The sequence below is a fragment of the Pseudomonas sp. TE31087 genome (assembly GCF_057284075.1).
In genome coordinates, this window is sequence record NZ_JBXVNN010000001.1 from 2,051,800 (window position 1) to 2,069,417 (window position 17,618).

Annotated in this window: 20 protein-coding genes and 1 tRNA gene; 3 read left to right on the plus strand and 18 right to left on the minus strand. The window is 63.1% G+C overall.

What is annotated here, in order from left to right:
- Positions 1 to 36: 36 nt before the first annotated feature.
- The 10 genes from ACZ899_RS09170 to thrS all read right to left on the minus strand — a co-directional run bounded on the left by ACZ899_RS09170 (position 37) and on the right by thrS (position 8,091).
- Complete coding sequence (locus ACZ899_RS09170; protein ID WP_234561344.1) at positions 37 to 207, minus strand: hypothetical protein; 171 nt, start codon at positions 205 to 207, stop codon at positions 37 to 39.
- Between the two features lie 404 nt (positions 208 to 611).
- Positions 612 to 688 (minus strand) — tRNA-Pro (locus ACZ899_RS09175).
- A gap of 102 nt (positions 689 to 790) precedes the next feature.
- Positions 791 to 1,147 carry a MerR family transcriptional regulator gene (locus ACZ899_RS09180; RefSeq protein WP_011533210.1) on the minus strand — a complete coding sequence of 119 codons (357 nt, stop codon included), beginning with the start codon at positions 1,145 to 1,147 and terminating at the stop codon, positions 791 to 793.
- Complete coding sequence (ihfA, locus tag ACZ899_RS09185) at positions 1,128 to 1,430, minus strand: integration host factor subunit alpha (RefSeq protein ID WP_009394049.1); 303 nt, start codon at positions 1,428 to 1,430, stop codon at positions 1,128 to 1,130. The genes ACZ899_RS09180 and ihfA overlap by 20 nt, the downstream gene beginning before the upstream one ends.
- A gap of 4 nt (positions 1,431 to 1,434) precedes the next feature.
- A complete protein-coding gene (gene pheT, locus ACZ899_RS09190; RefSeq protein ID WP_050706419.1) occupies positions 1,435 to 3,816 on the minus strand; it encodes a phenylalanine--tRNA ligase subunit beta in 2,382 nt (793 codons plus the stop codon).
- Between the two features lie 31 nt (positions 3,817 to 3,847).
- Positions 3,848 to 4,864, minus strand: coding sequence for a phenylalanine--tRNA ligase subunit alpha (gene pheS / locus ACZ899_RS09195; RefSeq protein WP_186661675.1), 1,017 nt, complete (start codon positions 4,862 to 4,864; stop codon positions 3,848 to 3,850).
- A gap of 111 nt (positions 4,865 to 4,975) precedes the next feature.
- Complete coding sequence (gene rplT, locus ACZ899_RS09200) at positions 4,976 to 5,332, minus strand: 50S ribosomal protein L20 (RefSeq protein WP_003250671.1); 357 nt, start codon at positions 5,330 to 5,332, stop codon at positions 4,976 to 4,978.
- Between the two features lie 27 nt (positions 5,333 to 5,359).
- Entirely contained in the window at positions 5,360 to 5,554 is a 195-nt protein-coding gene (gene rpmI / locus ACZ899_RS09205) for a 50S ribosomal protein L35 (RefSeq protein WP_003250667.1), read from the minus strand.
- 63 nt (positions 5,555 to 5,617) lie between these two features.
- On the minus strand, positions 5,618 to 6,169 hold the full coding sequence (infC, locus tag ACZ899_RS09210) for a translation initiation factor IF-3 (protein ID WP_172670897.1): 552 nt from the start codon (positions 6,167 to 6,169) through the stop codon (positions 5,618 to 5,620).
- Complete coding sequence (gene thrS / locus ACZ899_RS09215) at positions 6,169 to 8,091, minus strand: threonine--tRNA ligase (RefSeq protein ID WP_232857146.1); 1,923 nt, start codon at positions 8,089 to 8,091, stop codon at positions 6,169 to 6,171. Before thrS ends, infC begins: the two co-directional genes overlap by 1 nt.
- Positions 8,092 to 8,424: 333 nt before the next feature.
- Here thrS and ACZ899_RS09220 point away from each other — a divergent pair, with 333 nt between their 5' ends.
- Both ACZ899_RS09220 and ACZ899_RS09225 read left to right on the plus strand, forming a co-directional pair.
- The gene (locus tag ACZ899_RS09220) at positions 8,425 to 8,730 is read left to right on the plus strand and encodes a hypothetical protein (protein ID WP_110738971.1); all 306 of its coding nucleotides are present in this window, start codon (positions 8,425 to 8,427) and stop codon (positions 8,728 to 8,730) included.
- Positions 8,731 to 8,893: 163 nt separating this feature from the next.
- A complete protein-coding gene (locus ACZ899_RS09225; protein ID WP_007956027.1) occupies positions 8,894 to 9,106 on the plus strand; it encodes a cold-shock protein in 213 nt (70 codons plus the stop codon).
- Positions 9,107 to 9,352: 246 nt separating this feature from the next.
- Here ACZ899_RS09225 and ACZ899_RS09230 read toward each other — a convergent pair whose 3' ends face one another.
- On the minus strand, positions 9,353 to 9,673 hold the full coding sequence (locus tag ACZ899_RS09230; protein ID WP_232857147.1) for an I78 family peptidase inhibitor: 321 nt from the start codon (positions 9,671 to 9,673) through the stop codon (positions 9,353 to 9,355).
- Between the two features lie 287 nt (positions 9,674 to 9,960).
- On the opposite strand from ACZ899_RS09230, the gene ACZ899_RS09235 reads away from it, so the two are divergent.
- On the plus strand, positions 9,961 to 10,173 hold the full coding sequence (locus ACZ899_RS09235; RefSeq protein WP_232857148.1) for a hypothetical protein: 213 nt from the start codon (positions 9,961 to 9,963) through the stop codon (positions 10,171 to 10,173).
- On the opposite strand, the gene ACZ899_RS09240 is transcribed toward ACZ899_RS09235, so the two are convergent.
- From ACZ899_RS09240 to ACZ899_RS09270, 7 genes are all read right to left on the minus strand, one after another.
- A complete protein-coding gene (locus ACZ899_RS09240; RefSeq protein WP_234561343.1) occupies positions 10,145 to 11,155 on the minus strand; it encodes a nucleoside hydrolase in 1,011 nt (336 codons plus the stop codon). The genes ACZ899_RS09235 and ACZ899_RS09240 overlap by 29 nt on opposite strands.
- A 151-nt stretch (positions 11,156 to 11,306) precedes the next feature.
- A complete protein-coding gene (gene rbsD, locus ACZ899_RS09245) occupies positions 11,307 to 11,711 on the minus strand; it encodes a D-ribose pyranase (protein ID WP_110738967.1) in 405 nt (134 codons plus the stop codon).
- The gene (rbsK, locus tag ACZ899_RS09250) at positions 11,708 to 12,616 is read right to left on the minus strand and encodes a ribokinase (protein ID WP_234561342.1); all 909 of its coding nucleotides are present in this window, start codon (positions 12,614 to 12,616) and stop codon (positions 11,708 to 11,710) included. Before rbsK ends, rbsD begins: the two co-directional genes overlap by 4 nt.
- A gap of 9 nt (positions 12,617 to 12,625) precedes the next feature.
- The gene (locus ACZ899_RS09255) at positions 12,626 to 13,651 is read right to left on the minus strand and encodes a LacI family DNA-binding transcriptional regulator (protein ID WP_234561341.1); all 1,026 of its coding nucleotides are present in this window, start codon (positions 13,649 to 13,651) and stop codon (positions 12,626 to 12,628) included.
- A gap of 4 nt (positions 13,652 to 13,655) precedes the next feature.
- Positions 13,656 to 14,648, minus strand: coding sequence for an ABC transporter permease (locus tag ACZ899_RS09260; RefSeq protein WP_234561340.1), 993 nt, complete (start codon positions 14,646 to 14,648; stop codon positions 13,656 to 13,658).
- On the minus strand, positions 14,645 to 16,198 hold the full coding sequence (locus ACZ899_RS09265; RefSeq protein ID WP_234561339.1) for a sugar ABC transporter ATP-binding protein: 1,554 nt from the start codon (positions 16,196 to 16,198) through the stop codon (positions 14,645 to 14,647). The genes ACZ899_RS09260 and ACZ899_RS09265 overlap by 4 nt, the downstream gene beginning before the upstream one ends.
- Before the next feature lie 154 nt (positions 16,199 to 16,352).
- On the minus strand, positions 16,353 to 17,297 hold the full coding sequence (locus ACZ899_RS09270) for a sugar ABC transporter substrate-binding protein (protein ID WP_234561338.1): 945 nt from the start codon (positions 17,295 to 17,297) through the stop codon (positions 16,353 to 16,355).
- Positions 17,298 to 17,618 lie beyond the last annotated feature (321 nt).

The window sequence follows — 17,618 nt, forward strand, 5'->3', positions numbered from 1 at the left end:
CAATGCACTTTCATATTAAGCAGGGTACTGGGTTATTCAGCCCAGCGCAGCCAGCAGCTGACGCCCTGCCTTACTGACTTCACGGGCACAAAAAACGGCCACTCTGGCCGTTTTTTGCCTGCGGGTCAGCGATTCATGGAATTTGAATTCAAATAACGAAATTTGCAGGTTGTTTTGATAGGCTTTCGGAAAAGCCCTGGTCGGCATCAGCCCACGCCTGTCAGTATGTGCTTGCGAAAGAGTCAAGGAATACTCACCTGATCCGCTCCTAGGCTGGGCACGTCCAGAAACTTGCAATCGAGAGCAGGCAGCTTGGAATCTCAAGCCTGTGGAGCAACGCGCTGCAGAATGAGAAATGCAAGCCAAATAAGATTTACCCAATGTTTTGGCGACATAATAGCCAACCAATCCTGGGGTTGTGACGGATGTCCGAGAGGGGGATCGACTCGTCGCCGGCTCTGCGAACTGAACAGTACCTCCTAAGGTGGAGGCAGTCTGGGGACGCCTGAGACGTCAAAATTATCGGTGGGGCAAAAATGCTAACCATCGAAAAACGTCCAAACATAAAAAAATCCAGTCACCGCTAAGTGACTGGATTTTTTGGAGTATTTTGGTCGGGACGGAGTGATTCGAACACTCGACCCCTTGCACCCCATGCAAGTGCGCTACCGGGCTGCGCTACGCCCCGACAAGGCGGTTCTCAATGTTGCCGAGAACGAGAAGAAATGTACCCTAACCTTTTGATTAATGGAAGCTTTTTTTCAAAAAACTTTCCACTCATCGGCTTTGGTCACTTCTTGAGCACCACCAACACATCCTCCAACTCCGCAATCATCTGCCGAATCAGCTGCTTGTACTGGCTGGACTCATCCTTGACCTCATCACTGGAGAGCCGTAACCGCGCCCCGCCAATGGTAAAGCCCTGGTCATACAGCAAAGCCCGGATCTGGCGGATCATCAGCACATCCTGGCGCTGATAATACCGCCGGTTGCCACGGCGCTTCACCGGGTTGAGCTGCGGAAATTCCTGCTCCCAGTAGCGCAGCACGTGCGGTTTTACCGCACAGAGCTCGCTGACTTCACCGATGGTGAAGTAGCGTTTGCCCGGGATGGGGGGCAGCTCGTCGTTATGGCTTGGTTCCAGCATAGGCCTCTACCCGGGCTTTCAGCTTCTGCCCTGGACGAAAGGTGACGACGCGGCGCGCGGTGATCGGGATCTCTTCCCCTGTTTTAGGGTTGCGGCCCGGCCGCTGGCGTTTGTCGCGAAGGTCGAAGTTGCCGAAACCGGACAACTTGACCTGCTCGTTGTCTTCAAGCGCGTGCCGAATTTCTTCGAAAAACAGCTCGACCAGCTCCTTGGCCTCACGCTTGTTAAGCCCCAGCTCCTCGTACAGCCTTTCGGCCATCTCAGCTTTCGTCAGAGCACCCATGCCGTTATTTCCTTAACGTGGTGTTCAACCTTTGTTCAAGCGAGGTGAGGATGGTTTGCAGGGTTTCATTCACCTCATCGTCGTTAAGAGTGCGCGATGGATGTTGCCAGGTCAAGCCGACGGCCAGGCTTTTTCTATCAGGATCAATGCCTTTACCCTGGTAGACGTCAAACAGCCTGAGGTCTGTGAGCCATTCGCCTGCATTGTCACGAATTACTTCAAGCACCGAGCTAGAAGCTACATCACGACCCGCGATCAAGGCCAGGTCACGGCGGGTTTCCGGGAACTTGGACAGCTCGCTGAACTTCGGCAGGCGGCCTTCCACTACGTCACCGAGCACCAGCTCGAAGACGAACACCGGGCGGTCGAGGCCGAGGGTCTTGGCCAGCTCCGGGTGGATGGCGCCGAGGTAGCCGACTTCCTTGCCGTCGCGCTCGATGCGGGCGGTTTGGCCGGGGTGCAGGGCTGGGTGCTTGCCGGCGACGAAGCTGAAGTCGCTCAGGGCGCCCGAGTAGCCCAGCAGGGCTTCCACGTCGGCTTTGACGTCGAAGAAGTCGATGCCGTCGCGACCGTTCGCCCAGCCTTCTGGCTGGCGGCTGCCGGTGACGACGCCGGCGATCATTGGCTGCTGCTTGAGGTCACCGAGCTGGCCGACGAAGCGCAGGCCGCTTTCGAACAGGCGCACGCGGTCTTGCTGGCGGTTGAGGTTGTGCTGCATCGCCTTGACCAGGCCCGGCCACAGCGAGGCGCGCATGGCGGCCATGTCGCTGGAGATGGGGTTGGCCAGCAGCAGCGGCTCGACGCCTGGGGTGAACAGCTCGAACAGTTTCGGGTCGATGAAGCTGTAGGTGATGGCTTCCTGGTAGCCGCGGGCGACCAGCAGGCGGCGCAGGTTCGGCAGCTCGCCGCGGGTTTCCGGGCGGGCTTGCGGGGCCAGGCGGGCCTGCGGGTAGCGGACCGGCAGGTTGTTGTAGCCGTACAGGCGGGCCAGCTCTTCGATCAGGTCGACTTCCAGGCTGACGTCGAAGCGGTGGCTTGGGACAGTGACCGTCCACTCCCCTGCCCCATTGGCGCTGGTTTTCAGCTCCAGGGCGTTGAGCAGCTGCTCGACCTGGGCGGCGTCCATCTGCATGCCGAGCATCTGGGTGATGCGTTCGGCGCGCAGGGTGATTGGCGCGATGTTCGGCAGGTGCTGCTCGCTCACGGTCTCGACTACGGGGCCTGCTTCGCCGCCGACGATCTCGAGGATCAGGGCGGTGGCGCGCTCCATGGCTTCACGGGCCAGTTGCGAGTCCACGCCGCGCTCGTAGCGGTGCGAGGCGTCGGTGTGCAGGCCGTAGGAACGGGCCTTGCCAGCGACGGAGATCGGCTCGAAGAAGGCGCTCTCGAGGAACAGGTCGCGGGTCTTCTCGGTGTTGACGCCGCTGTGCTCGCCACCCATCACGCCGGCAATGGCCAGGGCGCGGGTGTGGTCGGCGATCACCAGGGTGTCGGCGCGCAGGGCGACTTCCTGGCCGTCCAGCAGGACCAGCTTCTCGCCCTCCTCGGCCATGCGTACGCGGATGCCGCCGTTGATTTCGGCGAGGTCAAAGGCGTGCATCGGCTGGCCGAGCTCGAGCATCACGTAGTTGGTGATGTCGACGGCGGCGTCGATGCTGCGCACGTCGCTGCGGCGCAGGCGCTCGACCATCCACAGCGGGGTCGGCTTGCTCAGGTCGACGTTGCGGATCACGCGGCCCAGGTAGCGTGGGCAGGCGGCCGGGGCGCTGACTTCGACCGGGCGCACTTCGTCGTGGGCGGCCGGTACGGCCGGCACCACCGGGCGGGTGACCGGTACGTCGTACAGGGCGCTGACGTCACGGGCAAGGCCCGCCAGGGACAGGCAGTCGCCGCGGTTCGGGGTCAGGCCGATCTCGATGCTGGCGTCGTCCAGGTTCAGGTACTTGCGAATATCTTCGCCAACCGGGGCGTCAGCCGCCAGTTCCAGCAGGCCGTCGTTCTCTTCGCTGATCTGCAGCTCGGAAGCCGAGCAGAGCATGCCGAACGACTCGACGCCGCGCAGCTTGGCCTTCTTGATCTTGAAGTCGCCCGGCAGTTCGGCGCCGATCATGGCGAACGGGATCTTGATGCCTGGGCGGGCATTCGGGGCGCCGCAGACCACCTGGAAGGTCTCTGCGCCGTTGCTCACCTGGCACACGCGCAGCTTGTCGGCGTCCGGGTGTTGTTCGGTGGTGAGGATCTCGCCCACCACGATGCCGCTGAACTGGCCGGCAGCGGGGGTCACGCTGTCGACTTCGAGGCCGGCCATGGACAGGCGGGCGACCAGTTCGTCACGGGAGACTTGCGGGTTTACCCAACCGCGCAGCCACTGTTCACTGAATTTCATGCTGTTCTCCTGAAAGTTGCGTCGATTGGGCCTAGCGGAATTGAGCCAAGAACCGCAGGTCGTTGTCGAAGAACAGACGCAAATCGTTGACGCCATAGCGCAGCATGGCCAGGCGCTCGGCACCCATGCCGAAGGCGAAGCCCTGGAACTCTTCCGGGTCGATGCCGGACATGCGCAGCACGTTCGGGTGGACCATGCCGCAACCCATCACTTCCAGCCAGCCAGTCTGCTTGCAGACGCGGCAGCCGTTGCCGGAACACATCACGCACTGGATGTCGACTTCGGCGGAAGGCTCGGTGAAGGGGAAGAACGACGGGCGGAAGCGCACGGCCAGTTCTTTCTCGAAGAACACCCGCAGGAACTCTTCGATGGTGCCCTTGAGGTCGGCGAAGTTGATGCCACGGTCGATCAGCAGGCCTTCGACCTGGTGGAACATCGGCGAGTGGGTGATATCCGAGTCGCAACGGTACACACGGCCTGGGCAGACGATGCGGATCGGCGGCTGGGTGCTTTCCATGGTGCGCACCTGGACCGGCGAGGTGTGGGTGCGCAGCAGCATGTTGGCGTTGAAATAGAAGGTGTCGTGCATCGCCCGGGCCGGGTGGTGGCCGGGGATGTTGAGCGCTTCGAAGTTGTGGTAGTCGTCTTCGACCTCGGGGCCTTCGGCAATGCCGTAGCCGATATGGGTGAAGAACTGCTCGATGCGCTCGAGAGTACGGGTGATCGGGTGCAGCCCACCGGTGGTCTGGCCACGGCCTGGCAGGGTGACGTCGATGCATTCGGCGGCCAGGCGAGCGTTGAGCTCGGCCTCTTCAAAACCGGCCTTGCGTGCGTTGAGCACGTCGGTGACGCGTTCCTTGGCGTCGTTGATCAGCGCGCCAACCTTGGGGCGCTCTTCGGCTGGCAGGTTGCCCAGGGTCTTCATCACCTGGGTCAGCTCGCCTTTCTTGCCGAGGAATTGAACCCGGATCTGTTCCAGGGTAGTGATGTCTTCAGCGCGTTCCACGGCCTCGAGGGCTTGGGCGACCAGCGCGTCCAGGTTTTCCATGTACAGACTCCAGATACGAAAATAGGGGAAGAGCTTTTGAAGGCTCTTCCCCTATCCGATGACGTTTTACACCCGACGGCGCAGGCGCCGCCGGATGATTGTCGTGGGTACTTAAGCCAGTACGGCTTTAGCCTTCTCGACAATCGCAGCAAACGCCGCTTTTTCGTTCACTGCCAGATCGGCCAGAACCTTACGGTCGATTTCGATCGACGCCTTTTTCAGGCCAGCAATCAGACGGCTGTACGACAGACCGTTGGTGCGGGCACCGGCGTTGATACGAGCGATCCACAGTGCGCGGAACTGACGCTTCTTCTGGCGACGGTCGCGGTAGGCGTATTGGCCTGCCTTGATGACCGCTTGCTTGGCAACACGGAATACGCGCGAACGTGCACCGTAGTAACCTTTAGCCAGTTTCAGAATTTTTTTGTGACGCTTACGAGCGATAACGCCGCGCTTAACACGAGCCATGAGTAACTTCCTCTATCTTAACCAGAATTAACGAACGCGCAGCATGCGCTCGACTTTTGCCACGTCAGACGGGTGCAGCAGGCTGGCACCGCGCAGTTGACGCTTACGCTTGGTCGACATTTTGGTCAGGATGTGGCTCTTGAAAGCGTGCTTGTGCTTGAAGCCGGAAGCCGTCTTCAGGAAGCGCTTCGCAGCACCGCTCTTGGTTTTCATTTTTGGCATGTTGGAACTCCGCATTCGAATAAAAATTACACAATAATCATCAGGCCTGCCGTGCCCGGGAGATTACTTCTTCTTTTTGGGGGCGATGACCATCATAAGCTGGCGTCCTTCCATCTTCGGATGCTGCTCAACGGTGCCGTATTCCACGAGGTCAGCTTCGACCCGCTTCAACAGCTCCATGCCCAGCTCCTGGTGGGCCATCTCACGGCCGCGGAATCTCAGAGAGATCTTGGCCTTGTCCCCATCGCTAAGGAAACGTACCAGGTTGCGTAGTTTTACCTGGTAATCCCCTTCTTCCGTCCCTGGACGAAACTTGATTTCTTTGATCTGGATCTGCTTCTGGTTCTTCTTGGCTTCGTTGGCCTGCTTCTTCTTCTCGAAGAGGTGCTTGCCGTAGTCCATCACCTTGCAGACGGGCGGTACCGCGTCTGCAGAGATTTCCACCAGATCCAGCTTCGCTTCATCAGCGATACGCAGCGCTTCATCAATCGAGACGATGCCAATCTGCTCGCCGTCAGCACCAATTAACCGAACCTCGCGTGCCGAGATATTCTCGTTGATCGGGGCTTTCGGTGCAGTTCGTTTATCGTTTCTCATTTCACGCTTAATAGTCATTACTCCGATTCTTGGCGACCACGCCGGGAAACCGCTTGCGACAGCAGCTCAGCGAACTGCGCGACGGGCATCGAGCCCAGGTCTGCGCCTTCGCGGGTGCGCACAGCGACGGTTTGCGTTTCGACTTCGCGATCCCCTATAACCAAAAGATAAGGGACCCGCAGCAACGTATGCTCGCGGATTTTAAAGCCGATCTTCTCATTTCTCAAGTCCGACTTGGCACGGAATCCGCTACCGTTCAGGTCTTTTTCCACCTCGAGGGCGAAATCGGCCTGCTTGTCGGTGATGTTCATGATCACCGCCTGGGTCGGCGCGAGCCAGGCCGGGAACACGCCGGCGTAGTGCTCGATCAGCATGCCGATGAAGCGCTCGAACGAACCGAGGATGGCGCGGTGCAGCATCACCGGGCGCACGCGGCTGTTGTCTTCGGCGATGTAGCTGGCGTCCAGGCGCTCCGGCAGGTTCGGGTCGTACTGCAGGGTGCCGCACTGCCAGTTACGGCCGAGGCAGTCGCGCAGGGTGAACTCGATCTTCGGACCGTAGAACGCGCCCTCGCCCGGCTGGTATTCCCACTCCAGGCCCGATTCGTTCAGGGCGTCGGCCAGGGCGCCTTCGGCGCGGTCCCACAGCTCTTCGGAGCCCACGCGCTTGGCGGGGCGGGTCGAGAGCTTCATGGCGACGTCGGTGAAGCCGAAGTCCTTGTATACGTCCAGGGTCAGCTTGATGAAGTCGGCGGCTTCTTTCTTCACCTGGTCTTCGGTGCAGAAGATGTGCGCGTCGTCCTGCACGAAGCCACGCACGCGCATGATGCCGTGCAGGGCGCCGGACGGCTCGTTACGGTGGCAGGCACCGAACTCGGCCAGGCGCAGCGGCAGGTCGCGGTACGACTTGAGGCCCTGGTTGAACACCTGCACGTGGCACGGGCAGTTCATCGGTTTTACCGCGTAGTCGCGGTTTTCCGACGAAGTGGTGAACATGTTCTCGGCGTAGTTGGACCAGTGGCCGGAACGCTCCCAGAGGATGCGGTCGACGACCTGCGGGGTCTTGATTTCCTGGTAGCCGTTTTCACGCTGAACCTGGCGCATGTACTGCTCGAGCACCTGGTACACGGTCCAGCCGTTGGCGTGCCAGAACACCATGCCTGGTGCTTCTTCCTGCAGGTGGAACAGGTCGAGCTGCTTGCCGATCTTGCGGTGGTCGCGTTTTTCGGCTTCTTCGATGCGCTGGATGTAGGCGGCCAGCTGCTTCTTGTCAGCCCAGGCGGTGCCGTACACGCGCTGCAGCTGCTCGTTCTTGGCGTCGCCGCGCCAGTAGGCGCCGCTCAGCTTGGTCAGCTTGAACGCTTTGAGGAAACGCGTGTTCGGCACGTGCGGGCCACGGCACATGTCGACGTATTCTTCGTGGTAGTACAGGCCCATGGCCTGTTCATCCGGCATGTCCTCGACCAGGCGCAGCTTGTAGTCTTCGCCACGCTGGGTGAACACGTCGATGACTTCGGCGCGCGGGGTCATCTTCTTGACGACGTCGTAGTCCGTGTCGATCAGCTGCTGCATGCGCTTTTCGATGGCGGCGAGGTCGTCCGGGGTGAAGGGACGCTCGTAGGCGATGTCGTAATAGAAGCCTTCGTCGATCACCGGGCCGATCACCATGCGGGCGGTCGGGTACAGCTGCTTCACCGCGTGGCCGATCAGGTGGGCGCACGAGTGACGGATGATCTCCAGTCCCTCTTCATCTTTAGGGGTGATGATCTGCAGGGTGGCGTCGTGGTCGATCTTGTCGCAGGCATCGACGAGCTTGCCGTCGACCTTGCCGGCCAGGGTGGCCTTGGCCAGGCCCGCGCCAATCGAGGCGGCGACTTCGGCTACGGATACCGGCTGGTCGAACGTGCGTTGACTGCCATCGGGAAGAGTAATAACGGGCATGGCGCCTCCTCTCCTAGTGGTGACCCCTACCAAAGGTCACGTGGGTTGGGATGAGCCAGTACAAGATCCGCCCTGCCTTTCCCGCGGGAAAGCCTGCCTCACAGTGGCAGAGACCTTTCGGCCTGCCAGGGACGAACCAGAGTGACTGGAAGGTAAAAGTTGCAGGCCGCCAGTGGCGAGCCGCAAGCCGAGCATGCTAGCACGCGGGTTGCACCCGGTCGCAGAAATATTTGGAAATTACGCCGCCGGGGTGAACTTGTGCAGAAAATTTCCTATCAGACCTTCTGAAGCAACCTACTCTTGATGAGACCTTTACCCAAGGAGTGTTCGGTTATGCGACTTCAGTCCCTTCTGGCTGCCTGCGCCGCAAGCGCCCTGCTGCTGCCGCTGGCTGCCAACGCAGGCAATTTTCCCGCCGGCAAGGAGGCGCCCTACATGGCTCAATGCCAACAGGTGGCGAGCGGCCAGGGCGTGGACGCGGCGACGGCGAAGAAGCACTGCGAATGTGGCGCCAAAGTGATCAAGGAGAAATTCACCGACAAGGAAATCAATGACCTCACCACCGCGGAGGATGGCGTTGACGCCAATCTGATGCAGAAGGCCCAGCAGGCAGTACGGGCCACCTGCACCGCAAAATAGGCAGGGTTGACTGGCCATTGCACGCATCTTTTGCGCTGGATCAACATCCTGCGAAGGTAAAAGGCGCTAGATACGCAGAAATGGACTATAGTGTCGTCGGTGCTACTGAAGCTACGGCGACATTGCACCCCGATAAAAAATCATGTTTCTGGAGATTCACCCCATGTCCAATCGCCAAACCGGCACCGTCAAGTGGTTCAACGATGAGAAAGGCTTCGGCTTCATCACTCCTCAAGGCGGCGGCGACGACCTGTTCGTACACTTCAAGGCCATCGAAACCGACGGTTTCAAAAGCCTGAAAGAAGGCCAAACTGTTTCCTTCGTAGCCGAAAAAGGCCAGAAGGGCATGCAGGCCGCGCAGGTTCGTCCGGAGTAATTTTCGGATAGCTGCAAAAAAACCCGCCACTTGTGGCGGGTTTTTTATTGCCTGCGCTGCAGCCCGGCGGAATCGGCTACCTTGAACGGTCAGGTTGACCAGTCCCGTGTAGGAGCGGCCTTGTGTCGCGAAAGGGGCGCACAGCGCCCCCGGCAATTTCTGCTTTGACGCCGAGATCCCGGGGCTGCGTTGCAGCCCTTTCGCGACACAAGGCCGCTCCTACAGGGGGCCAATTCTGGGCTTGGATCAGCCGCAGTTGACCCGGGTAACCACACCCTTGTCGTCGACATTCAGGTTCAGCCGCTCGGAACGGTATTCCAGGGTGATCATGTCGTGGGGCTTGAGGATGCGCGCCATCTGCGAGCCACTGGCCTTGCGCGCCTGCTCCAGCAGCTCTGGCGAGGCCAGCTTGCCGATGGTGAAGTCGGCGCCACTGGCTTCGCAGCGGCCGTCATTGCCGGCCGGGGTGGCCTGGGCACTGCTGCCGCCCGAGGTGCCACCGGTGCTGCAACCTGCCAGAACGGAAGCCACCAGCAAGGTCGCCAGGGAAGCGCGGGTACGGAACATGAATCCTCCTAAATAAATCCGGGAACTGCCTGATGCGACAATTCCTCCAGGCATTTGTTGCACAACCGCACGATTCTGCCTGACTCGGCCACTTGACGCGAAAGGCAATCGTGACCGGATTTTGCACCGAACCGTCGGTTCGGCCAACCGCGCTCCTTATGCTTAAGTCGCAGGTCCCGTCACGCAAAGGCATGATTTACTGCAAGAAGCGGAGCGCGAAACGCCTCCCCTTCGAACGCCAGGACGCGGTATTCGACCTATCACCAGGCCCCAGCGAGAACCGCCCCATGAGCAGCCACAGCATCGACGCCGATATCAAGGTCAAGTGGGACGAGGGCCAGAGCGCCTACAGCCCGAGCACGCCCGAAGAACTGATGCTGATCGCCGTCGACCTGCTGGTGCGCGACCGCGGTGGTGACGCGGCGCGCAGCTTCATCGAGCAGCTGCTCGAGCGCCACGCGCCGCAGGGGGCTATTTCAATCGAGCCAGGCGGGCGCTGAGCAGGTCGAAGAAGCCCTGGGCGTTGCCCTCCTTGATCCACGTCACGTTGGCCGGTTGCTTGAGCACGCCATACCAGTCGGCGACGGTCTGGCCGAAGGTCGGGCCTTCGCGGCTGTCGACCACCATGTACACCTGCCGGCCTTCGAACAGATCAGGCTTGAGCAGGTAGGCAATGACGCTGGCGTCGTGCACAGGGCCGCCGGGCATGCCGTAGTTGTCCATGTCGAACTTGATGTAGGCGTTGAGGATGTCCACCACCAGCTTGCTGGCGTTGTTGTTCACTGCCGCCAGCTGCTTGAGGCGGGCGTCGCTGGTGAGCACCTTGTGGGTGACGTCCAGCGGCAGGTAGGTCAGCTTGACGCCGCTGGCCAGCACCACCTCGGCGGCGTGGGGGTCGGCGAACAGGTTGAATTCGGCAGCCGGGGTGATGTTGCCGCCGTTGAAGTGGGCACCGCCCATCACCACCACTTCCTTGATGCCGTTGACGATCTCGGGCTTCTGGATCAGCGCCAGGGCCAGGTTGGTCTGCGGGCCGAGCATGGCGATGGTGATGCTGTGGGGTTCGGCGCTGCCCAGGGTGTCGATCAGGTACTGCACGGCGTTGCCGTTGGCCAGGGGCTTTTTCGGTTCGTGGACCTTGACGCCGGTCAGGCCTTCCTCGCCGTGGACGTTGGCGGCGTAGATCGGCGTGCGTACCATCGGCCGCCCTGCCCCGGCGTACACCGGGATTTCTTCGCGGCCGGCCCATTCACGGGCCAGGCGGGCGTTGCGCGAGGTCTTTTCCAGGCGCACGTTGCCGGCCACGGTGGTGATGGCGCGGATTTTCAGCTCCTCGGGCGAGGCCATGGCCAGCAGCAGGGCCACCACGTCGTCGGCGCCGGGGTCAGTGTCGATGATCAGGTCGCGGGGCGCGGCCATGACGGCGGTGGCGGCTAGCGCGGACATGAGGACGGCTCCTTGGAGCAGGGATTTGAGGGACATTCAGCACTCCTTGTTGCTAGGGGATGGATTCAGGGGTGGCCGCTTTGTGGCCTATCGCGGGTCAAGCCCGCTCCCACGCCAGCACCGCATAAGTGTTCTGGCGTGGGAGCGGGCTTGACCCGCGATCGAGGGCAAAGCCCTCGCATTCGGTCTAGAAGGTAACGCCAGCCACCAGGGCAATATTGCTATAGGGCTTGCACTCCCCCGTACGCACCACGGCTCGAGCCTGGCGACACAGGGTCTTGAAATCGGCATGGCTGAGCACCTGGCGCTGGCCCAGCTCGCCGCCGGCATGCAGCTGCTCGACCTCGGCCAACCCCGGCGGCAAAGCCTGGAACACCTCTTCGGCCAGCACATGCCGCTCGACCTGCATCTCGCTCAGCACCACACGCAGCACGCTGGCAAAATCCGGGATGCCCGGGGTCAGCGCCAGGTCGATCAGTTCCACGCCCGGCGGCACCGGCAAACCAGCGTCGCCGATCACCAGGATGTCACCGTGGCCCAGCCCGGCGATGGTGCGCGACAGGGCGATGTTCAACAGCGGCGTCTTCTTCATGGCGTCAGCTCCCGCAGGTACGGAATCGACGGCTGGGCACCGGCGCGGGTGACGGACAACGCAGCCGCACGCTGGCCGACGATGATCGCCTGCTCTTCCGGCAGCCCCCGGGCCAGGCCCGCGGCGAACCCGCCGACAAAGGTGTCGCCGGCCGCCGTGGTGTCCACCGCTTCGACCTCCGGCGCCGGAAAGTGGCGACCCTCGCCATCATCAACCAGCAGCGCGCCCTGGGCACCGAGGGTGACGATCACCTTGCCCGCGCCCATCTTGCGCAGGCGCCGGCCAGCCCGGCGCGCGCTGTCCAGATCGTTGACCGGCAGGCCAGCCAGGGCCTCGGCCTCGCTCTCGTTGGGGATCAGGTAATCGATGTGGGCAAACCACTCCACCGGCAGCGGCCCGCTGGCCGGCGCCGGGTTGAGGATTACCTTCTTGCCCAGCTCGCGGCCACGGGCCAGGGTCCAGGCCACGGTGGCCGTCGGCACCTCCAACTGGCAGATGATCACCTCGGCCTGCTGCAGCAGGCTGTCGAACCGGCGCACCGACTCAGGCCCGAGCAGGCCATTGCCGCCCGGGATAATGACGATGGCGTTCTGGCTGGCGGCATCCACCACGATCAGCGCCACGCCACTGGAGACGCCACTGCACACACCAACGCCCTGGCAGTCGATGCCCTCCACTTCCAGGGCTCGACGCAGCTGCTGGCCATAGGCATCGTCACCGACGTTACCGACCATCGCCACGCTGGCCCCCAGGCGCGCCGCGGCCACGGCCTGGTTGGCACCCTTGCCGCCAGGCACGGTGAAGAAACTTTCGCCGGCCAGGGTCTCGCCGCCCCGGGGCAGGCGCTGGGCGCGGGCCACCAGGTCCATGTTCAGGCTGCCGACCACAACCACCTTGGCATTCATGGGTATTCCTTAACGGTAATCGTTGAACAGGTCCGGGCGCGGCCCGGTGGATTCACGCAAGACGATGCGCGGGGCGACGATGCGCTGCTCGGCGGCGCCGTCGCGCCGCGGCGTGACGATGCGCGACAGCAGCAGGCCGGCGGCGCTCTCGCCCAGCTCGCGGATCGACTGGCCGACGGTGGTCAGCGACGGGTACACGTAGCAGCTCAGCTCAATGTCGTCGAAGCCGATCACCGACAGCTCTCCAGGTACGTCGATATTGCGTTCGGCGGCGGCGCGCAACACGCCGAAGCCGATCATGTCGTTGCCGGCGAAGATCGCCGTGGGCCGCTCGCCATCGAGCAGGCGCGCCGCGGCGGCATGCCCGCCGGGGCTGGTGAAGTCGCTGTGCAGCACATGGCCTGGGGCGATGCGCACATCGGCCTCGGCCATCGCCCGGCGGAAACCGGCCAGGCGCAGCTGGCTGACACCGGTGTCCACCGGGCCGCCGATGGTGGCGATCTCGCGGTGGCCCAGCTCCAGCAGGTGGCGGGTGGCCAGGTAGGCGCCCTGCTCGTGGTCGATGCGCACCAGGTCGGCCTCGACGCCGTCCAGGGCGCGGTCGACGATGACCATCGGCGTGCGCACGCCGCCGAGGCTGTCGAGCAGGTCCTGGTCCTCGCCCACCGAGGCGACGATCAGCCCGTCGATGCGCTTTTCCAGCAGCACGCGCAGGTAGCTGCGCTGCTTCTGCGGGTTGTCGTCGGAGTTGCACAGGATCACGCAGTAGCCGTTGCGCTCGCAGGCATCCTCGATACCCCGGGCCAGCTCGGCGAAGTACGGGTTGACGCTGTTGGGCACCAGCAGGCCGATGGTGGCGGTGCTGCGCGCCTTGAGCGAGCGGGCCACGGCGCTGGGCACGTAGTCGAGCTCGGCGATCGCCGCCTCGACCTTCAGGCGCACGTGCTCGCTGACCGGGCGGGTCTTGTTCAGTACATGGGACACGGTGGTGTAGGAAATCCCCGCCAGTGCCGCGACGTCTTTGATGGTTGCCATGGTTTCAGTTCCGCCGGTTCGCGCGCCGGCTGCGGTAAGTGTCGAGTACCACGGCGATGACAATCACCGCCCCGGTGATGATGCGTTTGGTCGGCTCCGAGGCGCCGATCTGGGCCAGGCCAGCGGCCAATACCGAGATGATCAGCACGCCGAAGAAGGTGCTGATGACCGAGCCGCGCCCGCCCATCAGGCTGGTGCCGCCGATCACCACGGCGGCGATCACCTGCAGCTCGAGGCCGGAGCCGGCGTTGGGGTCGGCGGCTTCCAGACGGGATATCTGGAACAGCGCGGCGAGGCCGGCGAGCACGCCCATCAGGGCGAACACCAGGATCTTGTACGGGCGCGGGTCGATGCCAGCCAGGCGCACGGCCTCTTCGTTGGTGCCGATGCCGATCAGGTAGCGACCGAACACGGTGCGGGTCAGCACCAGCTGGGCGGCGACGATCACCAGCAAGGCAATGATGAAGGCCGGCGAGATGCCAAAGGCGATGGGGTTGGAGAACCAGGCGAAGGCATCGCCAATGTAGGCAGTGCGCGAGTCGGTGAACTGGTAGGCCAGGCCACGGGCCATCTCCAGCACGCCCAGCGAGACGATGAACGAGGGGATGCGCCAGGCCACGGTGATGCTGCCGGTGACGGTGCCGGCCAGCGCCGCCACGGCCATGCCCAGCAGCGCGGCGGGCAGCACGCTCCAGCCCCAGCCGAGGATCGCCACGCTGACCGTCGAGGCGGCCAGGGCCAGCACCGAGCCCACCGACAGGTCGATGCCGCCGATGATCAGGATGAAGGTCATGCCCACCGCCAGCACCATCAGGTCGGGGATCTGGTTGGCCAGGGTGCTGAAGGTGGCGTAGGACAGGAAGTGGCTGCTCAGCATCGAGAACAGCACGATCATCGCCAGCAAGGCGCCGGCCAGGCCCAGGTAGGTACCCAGGCCGAAATAGGTGCCGCTGCGGCGCACGGGCGCGCAGCCCGAAATGTTTGTTGTGGTTTTCATGCGTCCATCCTGGGGGCTGCGTCGTGCAGCAGGGCATCACGTTTCTGGTAGCCGGCGAAGGCGGCGGCAAGCAGTTGGTCCTGGGTCCAATGATCGCGGTCGAAGGTGTCGATCAGGCGTCCGGCGCTGAGCACGGCGATGCGGTCGCAGATCAGCATCAGCTCGCGCAGGTCGCTGGACACCACGACGATGGCCTTGCCCTGGCGGGCGAGCTCGGCGAGCAGGCCATAGATGTCGAACTTGGCGCCGACGTCGATGCCGCGGGTGGGCTCGTCGAACAGCAGCACCTGGCAGTCGCGCTCCAGCCAGCGGCCGATCACCACTTTCTGCTGGTTGCCGCCGGACAACTCGCCCACGGCCTGGGCGGGGCTGGCACTGCGGATGCGCATGGCGCCGATCTGGCGCTCGGCCAGTTCGCGCTCGGCGTCGCGGTCGAGCACGCCGGCGCGGGACACGGCGCCGAGGTTGCCCAGGGCAATGTTGGCGCTGATCGACTGGCTCAACAGCAGGCCTTCACCCTTGCGGTCCTCGGTGATCAGGGCAATACCGGCCTTGACCGCGGCCTTGGGCGAATCGATGTTCACCGGCACCGGCGGCAGGCCGAGGGCGACCTGGCCGCTGTCGGCGCGGTCGGCGCCGTAGATCAGGCGCAGCAGCTCGGTGCGCCCGGCGCCGATCAGGCCGGAGATGCCGAAGATTTCCCCTGCCCTGACCTCGAACGACACCTCGCGCACCTTGTCGCCACGGCTGAGCTTGTCGACCTTGAGCAGCGGCGCGCCGATGCTGCGCTGGCCGAGGTCGATATGCTCGCCCAGCTCGCGGCCGACCATCAGGTTGACCAGTTGCTCGCTGTTGTAGCGCTGGATCGGCTCGGCGCACACCAGCTTGCCGTCGCGCAGCACGGCGATGCGCTGGGCCACGCGCTGCAGCTCTTCGAGACGGTGGGAAATATAGACGATGGCCACGCCGCGCTGGCGCAAGCGCTCGATCTGGGTGAACAGCAGCTCCACCTCACGGGCGGTGAGCATCGCCGTGGGTTCGTCGAAGATCAACACATGGCAGTCGCCGATCAGGTTGCGGGCGATCTCGACCATCTGCTGATGGCCGATGCCCAGCTCACCCACGGGGGTATCGGGGTCGATGGCGTCCAGGCCGACCTGGGCCATGGCCGCGCTGGCCAGCTGGCGCAGGCGCTTCTGGTTGACCCAGCCGAGGCGGCTGGGCAGGTTGTCGAGGAACAGGTTCTCGGCCACGGTCAGGGTGGGCAGCAGGTTGAGCTCCTGCATCACCATGCGCACGCCGAGACGCTCGGCCTCTGCGCGATTGCCGGGGCTGTAGGGCTCGCCGCGATAGATCATCTGCCCGGTGGTGGGGATCTCCAGGCCGCTGATCAGCTTGGACAGGGTCGACTTGCCCGCGCCGTTCTCGCCGGTCAGGGCCAGCACCTCGCCGCCGCGCAGCTCGAGGGTGACGTCGCCGAGCACGGGCTGGGCGTAGGTCTTGCCCAGGCCGCTGACGGCTAGCACGGTTTCATTGGCCGGTACTGACATGGCCATTCTCTCCTAGGACGAAGCATGACGCGTTTATAAGGCGGGCTTTCGTGGGAGCGGGCTTGCCCCGCGATAGCGTCAGGGCAGATACCCTTGTTGCATCTTCCGACGCCATCGCGGGGCAAGCCCGCTCCCACGCCCCTGCGATATCACTTCACTGGGTAATCAGCTCGACCGGCGTCTGGATGACATTGTCGGCATCCACGCCCGGCTGCTCGCCCTTGAGCATCTTCAATGCCGCCTGGATGCCGAACACCGCCTGCTGGCTGGCCGCCTGGTCGAGGGTCGCGAGCACGCGGCCATCCTTGAGCATCGGCTTGATGGCATTGATGTTGTCGTAGCCGACCACCTGCACCTGGCCGGTCTTGCCGGCGGCGCGCACGGCCGAGACGGCGCCCAGGGCCATGCTGTCGTTGCCGGCCAGCAGCGCCTTCAGATCGGGGTATTCGTTGAGCATCGAGGCGGCCACGGCGTTGCCCTTGTCGATCTCCCAGTTGCCCGATTGCACCGAGACGATCTTCATCTGCGCGGCTTGCATGGCGTCCTTGAAACCGGCGGTGCGCTGCTGGGCGTTGGTGGTGGTCGGCACGCCTTCGATGATGCCGACCTGGTCACCGGCCTTGAGCTTCTTGGCCAGGTAGTCACCGACCTCACGCGCACCCTTGCGGTTGTCCGGGCCCACGAACGGCACACTGATGTTCTTGCTCTTGAGCACGGCGGGGTCGAGGCGGTTGTCGATGTTGATCACGGTGATGCCGGCGTCCATGGCCTTCTTGATCACCGGCACCAGCGCCTTGGAGTCGGCCGGGGCGATGACCAGGGCCTTGGCGCCGGTGGCGATCATCTGCTCGACGATGCGGATCTGGTTGCCGGTGTCGGTCTCGTCCTTGATGCCGTTGGCCACCAGGGTGAAATCGTTGGGGTGGTCTTTCTGGTAGGCCTTGGCGCCGTCTTCCATGGTGCGGAAGAACTCGTTGGCAAGGGACTTCATCACCAGGGCGACCTTGGGCGCTTCCTCGGCGTGGGCGGTGGACAGGGAGAAGATCAACGAGGAGAAAACGGCGAGGGCCAGCGGACGGCCGGGGAACGGCAGTTTCATGGAAATGACTCCGAATCTTGTGGTTTTTATCGGATCGCAAACGTTTGCGGTAACCAACTATGGAAACAGGCGCCGGTTTTGTCAAATCCATTGCGTAGGCAGCCACAGCTACGCGCGTCGGATTATCCGCAATTCGTCCGAAAAACCGAACACCTTTCCTGCAAAAATTCGGTCAACCGAACAAATGCACTCCCCCTGACCCTGTGGTCGCTTCGAGTACCCCCAGTCAAAACAGGGGTTTCAAGATGAAATACGACGAACGGTAGTTGCTGGTACGAAATCTGCCTTTACCCCAGTGCGACATAACGCACATCTCCTCCA